This is a genomic window from Acinetobacter sp. RF14B, assembly GCF_006864105.1.
GTDB lineage: Bacteria > Pseudomonadota > Gammaproteobacteria > Pseudomonadales > Moraxellaceae > Acinetobacter > Acinetobacter lwoffii_C.
Genome location: NZ_SMTB01000093.1, coordinates 1 through 9,850 on the forward strand (window position 1 = coordinate 1; position 9,850 = coordinate 9,850).

The window sequence follows — 9,850 nt, forward strand, 5'->3', positions numbered from 1 at the left end:
GGGTCATGCCGCATCATGCGATTGCGCGCTGGGGTACCGGACGTCTGCTGAGTGACAGTGGTATCATTTTCTCGGAAGTCACGCCAAAGAATTATTCTGAGTTACCGTTGCTGCATGGGCCCTCTACACATGCCAATACCATGATGCGCCGTTATAATGAAATTAATCAGTTATTCTTACCCCAGGGTATTCGTCTAAAAGAACTCTATTTAACCGAACGAATGACCTGGTTTATGCAATTTGATTCCGGCTTGCGCGTCATTGTTGACAAAGACCAGACCATGAGTAAGCTGCAACGTTTGAGCCAGTTGGCTCAGAGTGACTTGAAGCCGGTGTGGTTCAGAATTTCTGCCATCGACCTGCGCTATCGTAATGGATTGGCTATTCAGTGGAAAAATTCGTCACCCCCTAAAATTGTAAATGGTGACTTTATTGTAACCATTAATGACACGGGCGTTGAGAATTAGGTCACACTAAAGCCATAATGATCGGCTTTAAAAATTAGAGGCCTTAAAGCCATAAATCTAACAAACACGTAATGGTAGTAGTTAATAATGAATGAAGCTGTTCCCTCGGTTGTGGCGATTGACATTGGGACACACAAAGTTTCAGTTTTGATTGGTAAGGTACATGCGCCAGACAATATCCAAGTTATTGGTATGGCGACCGCTCGTAACCGAGGCATGAATAAAGGGAAAATTGTTAGTCTCGATAAAGTCATTACCGCCATTAAAAACGCCGTACAAGAAGCAGAAGATATGGCCGAATGTCGTGTCCACTCTGCCTGGGTCTCAATTCCGAGTGCGGAATTAAAAAGTTTTTATGCATCAGGCCGTACGAATATCGATAATAGCGAACACTCGATTACCACCAGTGAAGTAGTGCGGGCGCTAGAACTGGCCAAAGCCAGTCATGTCACCTCAGACTATTATCTGGTCAGTGCGGTGCCGCTCGGCTTTGAGCTGGATGATTCCCCGGAATGGGTACTGAATCCGATCCGTATGTCTGCACACAAAATGGTCGGACATTACCATTTAATGATGTTGCCAATCAGTACTATGCAGAATATTGATCGCGCGTTAAAAGGGGCTAATATTGGGGTAGAAAAAATGGTGATTTCATCTTTGGCGACAGCTGAAGCCAGTCTGCTTAAGGATGAAAGAGAATATGGCGTATGTCTGGTAGATATTGGCGCAGGAACCACCAATATTGCCGTCTATCTGGATGGGCGTCTGGCTTTAACGCATACCTTCCAGCGTGGCGGAGAACATGTTACCCGTGACATTGCTGCCGTATTGCAAACTACCACGGAAGAAGCCGAACGCCTTAAATTGTTATATGGCTGCGTGGATCTGAAAGTGGTGAAGCCGGAACATATGATCCAGTTCCAGGGGATTGATGGCCCGCAGACCATTAGTCGGATTGAACTGGCAGAAATTATTATTGCACGTTATGAAGAAATTATAGGCATGGTCCGCGAGGAACTGGTGAATAGCGGTGCATTACAAGGCCTGTATCATGGTGTGGTACTAACCGGAGATGCCAGTCATATTGAAGGCATGGTGAGTTTCGTCCGCCGCAGTATGGGCGTCTCAGCGCATCTGGGTAATCCGCCAGTCCAGGTTTATGCCGATGAGCAGCATCAGGCTGCACTACGCCGTTCGCAATATGCCTCGGCAGCGGGTTTGCTGATGTTTAGCCAGAGCGATACGCAAGATACCATCGTTGAACCGGATGAAGCAGAACAATTATCACTGGCACGGCGTGTCAAAAGAGCTTGGTTTGGTTTTAACGATACTTTGAAGTCTATTTTTTAAGTCGACTTTTTTTGTGAATATTGTTGAGAAGTTGTAGCTAATCGGGCAGATACTTGACAAGTTTAAGCTTGAGCAGCATTCTTAAAAACAATTTTATTAAGATTAAGGCAGTGTACGGGCTTAGTGACTGCCAATTATGAATTAGGAATTTTATAGGTCATGGCCTCATTTGAATTTTTTGAAGACGATCATAGTGATAGCAATGGTCAAGCCCGTTTCACTGTATTTGGTGTAGGTGGCGCGGGTGGTAATGCTGTTCAGCACATGTTGCAGTCAGATATCCAGGGCGTAAAGTTTGTTTGTGCAAATACAGATAAGCAGGCGCTTGACCGCATGGAAGCCGAATTCAAGATTCAGCTGGGTGAGCAAAGTACCCGAGGTCTTGGTGCTGGTGCAAATCCGCAAGTCGGCCAGACAGCAGCAGAAGAAAGCCGTGAACTGATCCGTCAGCAGCTTGAAGGTACCGATATGGTATTTGTCACAGCCGGGATGGGCGGTGGTACAGGTACGGGTGCAGCACCGGTGGTGGCTGAGATTGCCAAAGAAATGGGTATCCTGACGGTAGGTGTGGTGACCACGCCCTTTAACTTTGAAGGTAAACGCCGTCTGCAATCTGCTGAAAAGGGTATTGAAGCGCTAGAGCAGCATGTAGACTCCCTGATCATTATTCCCAACCAGCGTCTATTGAAAGTCTTCCGTGATATTTCAATGAAAGATGCATATAAAAAAGCCGATGATGTCCTGCTCAATGCAGTACGCAGTATTTTTGATTTAGTGGTGCGTCCAGGTCATATTAACCTTGACTTTGCCGACTTGAAAACCGCTATGAGCACCCGTGGTTATGCCATGATGGGTGTCGGTCTGGGCCGTGGCGAAAACCGTGCGCGTCAGGCAGCAGAGCAGGCGATCCGCAGCCCATTGCTTGACAACGTGACGATCATGAATGCTAAAGGTATCCTGATTAACGTGACTGGTGGGGATGATGTAACCTTCGGTGAAATTGAGGAAATCACAGATGTAGTGAACCAGATCGTTGATCTGGACGAAGGTCAGGTATTCTATGGTACGGTATTTGATCCGGATGCGCGTGATGAAATTAGTGTGACTGTGATAGCAACGGGTTTAACACGTAACTCTGCTGACTCGGTAGAACCGGTAAAACGTAGCACGGCACAGGCTACACGCCCAAATGCTGCGCCACAGGCTGTAGTTGAAGATGATGATGTTCCTGCGATTCAGCGCCAGCATCAAGAAGGAGCGGCAGTGGTGAATACTTCTTCAGTTTCCAGTCCGCGTCCTACCCCAATGAGTATTCAGGATTATCTTAAAAATCAACAACGTAAATAACATGTAACAGTATGTGTTTACGATGTTTGCACATAAAAGGTGGCTTTTAGGCCACCTTTTGTTTTTTATCAATGGCCAAATATGCTAACGTATAGCGGTTTTGTTGATGAACAGATGAAAGAAGCATGTTGAAACAGCGTACCCTGCAACGTATCGTGAAAGCGAGCGGAATCGGTCTTCATAGTGGGCAGAAAGTCATGATTAACTTTGTGCCGCACCATGCCGATGGGGGAATTGTGTTTCGTCGTATTGACCTGAATCCGCCGGTCGACATTCCTGCTGATGCTTTATTAATCCAGGAAGCCTTTATGTGTTCTAACCTGGTGCAGGAAAATGCCAAGGTGGGCACAATTGAACATGTGATGAGTGCCATTGCGGGGCTGGGAATTGATAACTTGATTATTGAAGTTTCAGCTTTCGAAGTGCCAATTATGGACGGAAGTGCAGGACCTTTTATTTATCTGATCATGCAGGGCGGTCTGCAAGAACTGGATGCGCCAAAGAAGTTCATCAAAATTATCAAGCCAGTAGAAGCTTTGCTGGATGATAAACGGGCAGTTTTTAGTCCACACGAAGGTTTTCAGCTGAATTTCACCATTGATTTTGATCATCCTGCCTTTAAAAAAGAGCATCAGTCTGCCAGTATCGATTTCTCCACAGAAACCTTTGTCTATGAAGTCAGTGAAGCACGTACTTTCGGCTTTATGAAAGATCTGGACTATCTGAAAGCCAATAATCTGGCACTTGGTGCCAGCCTGGAAAATGCCATTGGCGTAGATGATACTGGGGTGGTTAATGAAGAAGGCTTGCGTTTCTCGGACGAGTTCGTGCGTCACAAGATTCTGGATGCAGTGGGAGACTTATACTTGCTGGGGCATCAGATTATTGCCAAATTCGATGCTTATAAATCTGGCCATGCCTTAAATAATCAGCTTTTACGCAATGTAAAAAGCGATCCAGGTTGCTATGAAATTGTAACATTTGATGACGCAACTCAATGTCCAATCCCCTATGTCCAGGTCACATAAGTCGTTGTCTTTATGTTAGTGTGTAAAAAAATAATAATGCTATTGTGATGGCGGTCACATGAATTTCAGCGACAAAATTATTACATTTAATTGCGATGTTACTTTTTATTGCTTGCCAAACGTAACAAAGCTTGGCTAAGCTTAGGGTCGCCTATAAAGTCGGCAGCATTACGAAGTAATTCTTGTGTTTCCGGATTTAAAGTTTTTTTAGATTTCTCTAGTACCGGCTCCGCTTGCACAGGACTTCGCAGGCAGACCTGAATTTTAGTTAAATCTTTTAATTCATTTATTTGAGAGAGTTGTGAAACATACTGTTTTTGAAGATAAGCCAGTTGACTGATCATGGCTTGGTTCTCTCCAGTAATTGTTAACACACCATTTTGATAGCAAGCAACTTGCCATTGTTCCGGTTGAGGCAATAAGGGTTGTATGAGTTTCGTAAGTTTCTGCCATGCAGTTACTTGGGTTGAGAGAAACGTAAAGTTTCCTGTTTTGATCTGTTTTCTTGTTTTTTGAAAGACGTTGACGGGTTCTGACATATACATAATTCCTACATGTTTATGGCTTAATCTTATGCGCTTCTTAAAGTGGATATCAAGGAAGAGAGCTTCAAGAAACTCGATTAAGCAGTTTAGAGAGGTTTTTTATGCATACGCGACGTATTTTGTTGGCATTTTCTTTAGCGGCATCGGCTGCTTCGGTAGCATTCGCAGACTTGGTGGACTTAAGTCAGGAAAATAGCTCAACAGATCGTATCGAGCAATTGACGCGTACTCTTGCACAGGGCGCTTATACTCATCCAGATGACATTGATGTTCCTGCTCAGACCAAATTAAATATTCAGCTGCGTGAAAAGCCTGTCGAGCTGAATAATCAAACCATTGCACAAAAATATGGTCGCTCTTCGGCTCCATCCAGAGCAGCTTCTGTCAGCAATCCGTATTCCTGGTTAATTGCCCATCCCCTTCCAAATGCACGTGTAAGCTCAAACTATGGCGGTCGTACCATGGGAGGGCGTGCTGAAAATCACTCAGGTTTAGATTTGGCAGCGCCAAGCGGTACACCCATTTATGCCACAGGTCCGGGTATTGTGACCAAATCAGGCTGGGGTACAGGCTATGGTCAATATGTGGAAATTAATCATGGCAATGGTTACCTCACTCGTTATGCACACGCATCGCGTCTGATTGCACGCGTGGGAGATCGCGTAACAGCAGGTGAACATATTGCAAACGTTGGCTGTACAGGTCGCTGTACGGGTCCGCATTTACACTATGAAGTGGTTAAAGACGGTCAGCGTAAAAATCCATCTACTTATTTGGCAATGTTACCTTAAGTCTTTGACTCGATTGTTTTAGCTTAATCTGACTTACAGTTCGTTCTGCCTCCAAAAAGCGGTTAGCTCTCAAAGTTCTTCAATATATAAATCGAATTGAGGAAACTTTAGGCTCATCGCTTTTATGTTTTATATTATCATCTGAGATGATACGTGCAGTATATTAAATGCACGTTATTGACCATTTTTTGTTGTATTGTGTAATAAAACGTCAATAGGTATTTAGCTGCTAAATAGTAGCTCTAGGGTGCATTCAGCTAGGGCCATACCTGCCCAAGTCTAAATTATGATACATATAAGTAATTAGGTTAGGCTTTTAGGAACGGTAGAATTATGGCGTTTTATGGCGATACAGACGCGCAAGAAACCCAAGAATGGCAAGAGGCTTTTGATTCGGTTTTACAACATGTAGGCACCGAGCGCGCAGCATTTTTATTAGAAAAACTTTATCAGCGTGCAATTGCAAAGCATGTTCCTATCCAGCGCTTGAATACTCCTTATTTAAATACGATTTCGGTGGAAGAACAACCTGCCATGCCGGGCGATGCGGACATGGAGCGTCGTATTCGGGCCCTGATTCGCTGGAATGCGCTGGCGATGGTTTTACGTGCCAACAAGAGTGGTGATGACCTGGGTGGCCACTTGGCCAGTTTTGCTTCCTCAGCAACTTTGTATGATGTGGGCTTTAACCATTTTTTCCGTGCCAGCAGTGACCACTTTGGCGGCGACATGATTTATTACCAAGGCCACTGTGCGCCTGGTATTTATGCGCGTTCTTTCCTGGAAGGCCGGTTGACTGAAGAGCATCTGAATAACTTCCGCCGCGAAGTGGGCGGTATTGGTTTACCGAGTTATCCTCATCCGTATTTGATGCCAGATTACTGGCAGTTCCCGACCGTCTCGATGGGGCTGGGGCCAATCATGTCCATTTATCAGGCACATATTCAGAAATACCTGATGAACCGGGGGCTGATTAAAGAAGAAGACCGTAAAGTGTGGGCTTATCTAGGCGATGGTGAAATGGATGAGCCGGAAAGCTTAGGCGCAATTTCTCTGGCTGGTCGTGAAAAACTGGACAACCTGATCTGGGTGGTGAACTGTAACCTGCAACGCCTAGATGGTCCGGTGCGAGGGAATGGCAAGATCATTCAGGAGCTTGAGTCATTATTCCGTGGTGCAGGCTGGCGTGTGATTAAAGTCGTTTGGGGACGTCACTGGGATCCGTTACTGGCCAAAGACAAGTCTGGCGCACTGAAAGCCGTGATGGAAGAAGCGGTGGATGGCGATTTTCAGCGTTACCAGGTGAAAGGTGGTGCTTATGCACGCGAAAAGTTCTTTGGTAAATATCCAGAAGCCAAAGAGCTGGTGAAAGATCTAAGCGATGAAGATATTGATAATCTGAACCGTGGCGGTCACGATCCGTACAAAGTTTTTGCCGCTTATGCTGAAGCATGTACTGCCAAAGGTCAGCCGACCGTGATCCTGGCGAAAACCGTAAAAGGTTATGGCTTGTCAGAGGAAATCGAAGCGGTTAATAAAACGCATCAAATCAAAAAGATGCAAATCAATTCTTTGAAATATGTGCGTGACCGTTTCAATCTTCCTTTCACTGATGAACAGCTGGAAGAAGTGCCGTTCTATCGCCCAAGTGAAAATTCTCCTGAAATCAAATATATGAAGGCTCGTCGTGAAGCGCTGGGTGGTTATCTGCCTGCACGTCGCAAGGATAGTGAACAACTGGCGATCCCTGAGCTTTCCGTATTTGATTCGGTGCTGGCGGGTTCAAATGGCAAAGAACAATCCACTACGATGGTTATGGTGCGTTTAATCTCTGCACTTCTGAAAGAAAAAGCAATTAAAGACCGCGTGGTACCAATCGTACCGGATGAAGCACGTACTTTTGGTTTGGAAGGCATGTTCCGTCAGTTGGGTATTTATGCGGCACATGGTCAGAAATATACTCCGGAAGACCAAGAACAGCTGATGCATTATCGTGAAGCCAAAGACGGTCACATGTTGCAAGAAGGGATTAACGAAGCCGGTGCCATGAGTGCCTGGGCAGCTTTGGGCACCAGTTATTCAACCAATAACCTGCCAATGATTCCGATGTACATGTACTACTCGATGTTTGGTTTCCAGCGTATCGGTGATATTGCCTGGGCGGCAGGCGATGCACAGGCACAAGGGTTCTTGCTGGGTGCTACCGCAGGCCGTACCACACTGAACGGTGAAGGCTTACAGCATCAGGATGGTCATTCACACATTCTGGCCAGTACCATTCCAAACTGTGTTGCTTATGACCCATGTTTCGGTTACGAACTGGCTGTGATCGTGCATGACGGTTTGAAGCGTATGTATGTGAATCAGGAACGCGTGTTCTATTATCTGACCGTGATGAATGAGAACTACGAGCATCCTGAAATGCCGCAAGGCGTGGAAGAAGGAATCAAGCGCGGTATGTACCTGCTTGAGGAAGATGAGAAAGCCACTGTACAGCTGCTAGGTTCTGGGGTCATTCTGCGTGAAGTGATCAAGGCAGCGAAGATTCTGCGTGAGGAATATCAGATTCATTCCAATGTCTATAGCGTGACCAGCTTTAATGAGCTTGCCCGTGATGGCATGGCCTGTGAAGAATACAATCGCCTGCATCCACTGGCAGAAGAGACCAAAGAGCCATGGATCTCCAAACAGTTGCGTGGTACAGACGGTATTGTCGTTTCAGCAACCGACCACATGCGCGCATATAGCGAACAGATCCGGGCTTATCTTCCAGATAACCGTCCATTTGTTGCTTTGGGTACCGACGGTTATGGTCGTTCCGATACGCGTGCCAATCTGCGTAGTTATTTCGGTGTCGATGCGGCTCATATTGTGGTCGCAACCTTGAAAAAACTGGCGGATGAAGGCGAAGTCGATGCACGTTTAGTGAAAGATGCGATTTCCAGCTTTGAACTTGATACCGACCGTCCGGTCGCTTGGGCACCACAGATCACGCCTGAGTTACATCCTGTGGCTGATTATAAAGAGGAGAACTAAGCATGCAAATTACGACTCCTGATATTGGGGTGGACAAGGCAACGGTTGCCGAGATTTTGGTCAAAGTAGGGGATAGCATTGCAATTGATGAAAGTATTGTTTTGCTGGAATCTGATAAAGCCTCGGTTGAGGTGCCCAGTACTTCAGCGGGAATAGTTAAAAATATTCTGGTGAATCAGGGTGATGAAGTTACTGAAGGTACTCTCCTGATTGAACTGACCGCAGAAGATGATGCTTCAAATGTGGTTGAGTCGCAAAAAGCCGATGCTACTCAAAAAACTTCAGAAAATACCCCAACCTCTTTGCCGGATCAAGAGATCATGCAGGAGCTGGCATCGCATCAGCCAAAAACGTCTGCTACGCCTGAGGCTCAAGCAGGCTCGGAAGTGGTCGATGTTCAGGTTCCAGATATTGGTGTAGAAAAAGCCACTGTCGGTGAGATTCTGGTGTCTGTCGGCGACCAAATTGAGCTCGATCAAAGCATCGTGGTGGTGGAATCAGACAAGGCAACAGTTGAAGTACCCAGTACGGTTGCAGGCACAGTAGAGTCCATCGACATCAAAGAAGGCGACACGATTAAAGAAGGGGTGGTGATTCTGAAAGTGAAAACTGCGCCTTCGATAGCACAGGCACAGACAGAAGCACCTCAAGCCGAAGTCACTCAACCGGAAACTCAGGAGAAAGCCGTCGAAGCACCGCAAGCTTCACTAGCACCTGCTGGTGATGTGGAAGTGAGGGTGCCTGATCTGGGTGTGGAACAGGCAGCTGTGGCTGAAATTCTGGTTCAGGTCGGTGATACGGTTGAAAAAGACCAAAGCATCATCGTGGTTGAGTCGGACAAAGCGACAGTCGAGGTGCCAAGCACAGCCGCAGGCACGATCAAGGCCATTCATGTTGAGCTGGGGCAAAATGTCTCTGAAGGCATTGCACTGCTGACGATTGAAGCTGAAGCACCAGCAGAAGCTGCTCCTGTTGCAGCCAAGGCAGAAGTAGCAAAAGCAGCAGAAGAATCAAAAGTGCCTGCTACAAATGCAGCACTGACACCTGCGGCATCTTCTAATCAAGCAGTCGCGACGTCTGATAATGCAGACAAGCTGACCAAAGAACAGAATGCTGCCAATGCTCAAGTTTATGCAGGTCCTGCTGTACGCAAGTTGGCTCCAGAGTCTGGAAGGTATTGGCCAGCATCCGCGCCGTGGTTTCACCTACCCCCCGAATACCGAGTGCATAGATAAATGCTGCCAGTGTGGTTTTCTTGCTGTTTTCAATCGCATCCAGCAGGTTCT

At 46.3% G+C, this 9,850-nt stretch carries 7 protein-coding genes and 2 pseudogenes; 7 read left to right on the forward strand and 2 right to left on the reverse strand.

The window, feature by feature from the left end:
- The 4 genes from E2K52_RS11930 to lpxC form a co-directional block, all read left to right on the forward strand.
- A partial coding sequence (locus E2K52_RS11930) for a cell division protein FtsQ/DivIB (protein ID WP_151205299.1) occupies positions 1 to 467 on the forward strand: 467 nt, incomplete at its 5' end.
- 87 nt (positions 468 to 554) lie between these two features.
- Positions 555 to 1,817: a cell division protein FtsA gene (gene ftsA, locus E2K52_RS11935; protein WP_151205300.1), complete on the forward strand. Its 1,263-nt coding sequence runs from the start codon at positions 555 to 557 to the stop codon at positions 1,815 to 1,817.
- A gap of 159 nt (positions 1,818 to 1,976) precedes the next feature.
- Entirely contained in the window at positions 1,977 to 3,164 is a 1,188-nt protein-coding gene (ftsZ, locus tag E2K52_RS11940) for a cell division protein FtsZ (protein ID WP_151205301.1), read from the forward strand.
- Positions 3,165 to 3,289: 125 nt separating this feature from the next.
- Positions 3,290 to 4,192, forward strand: coding sequence for a UDP-3-O-acyl-N-acetylglucosamine deacetylase (lpxC, locus tag E2K52_RS11945; RefSeq protein WP_151205302.1), 903 nt, complete (start codon positions 3,290 to 3,292; stop codon positions 4,190 to 4,192).
- A 98-nt stretch (positions 4,193 to 4,290) separates the two neighbouring features.
- Here the strand turns inward: lpxC and E2K52_RS11950 are convergent, their stop codons facing one another.
- Complete coding sequence (locus E2K52_RS11950) at positions 4,291 to 4,731, reverse strand: DciA family protein (RefSeq protein WP_151205303.1); 441 nt, start codon at positions 4,729 to 4,731, stop codon at positions 4,291 to 4,293.
- Between the two features lie 107 nt (positions 4,732 to 4,838).
- On the opposite strand from E2K52_RS11950, the gene E2K52_RS11955 reads away from it, so the two are divergent.
- The 3 genes and pseudogenes from E2K52_RS11955 to E2K52_RS11965 form a co-directional block, all read left to right on the forward strand.
- On the forward strand, positions 4,839 to 5,528 hold the full coding sequence (locus E2K52_RS11955; RefSeq protein ID WP_151205304.1) for a M23 family metallopeptidase: 690 nt from the start codon (positions 4,839 to 4,841) through the stop codon (positions 5,526 to 5,528).
- Positions 5,529 to 5,861: 333 nt separating this feature from the next.
- Positions 5,862 to 8,564, forward strand: a complete 2,703-nt coding sequence (gene aceE, locus E2K52_RS11960; protein ID WP_151205305.1) for a pyruvate dehydrogenase (acetyl-transferring), homodimeric type — start codon at positions 5,862 to 5,864, stop codon at positions 8,562 to 8,564.
- 2 nt (positions 8,565 to 8,566) lie between these two features.
- Positions 8,567 to 9,736 (forward strand): annotated as a pseudogene (locus E2K52_RS11965) (biotin/lipoyl-containing protein); the annotation flags it as partial.
- Here E2K52_RS11965 and E2K52_RS11970 read toward each other — a convergent pair.
- A pseudogene (locus E2K52_RS11970) lies at positions 9,723 to 9,850 on the reverse strand (helix-hairpin-helix domain-containing protein); the annotation flags it as partial. The pseudogenes E2K52_RS11965 and E2K52_RS11970 sit on opposite strands and share 14 nt — an antisense overlap.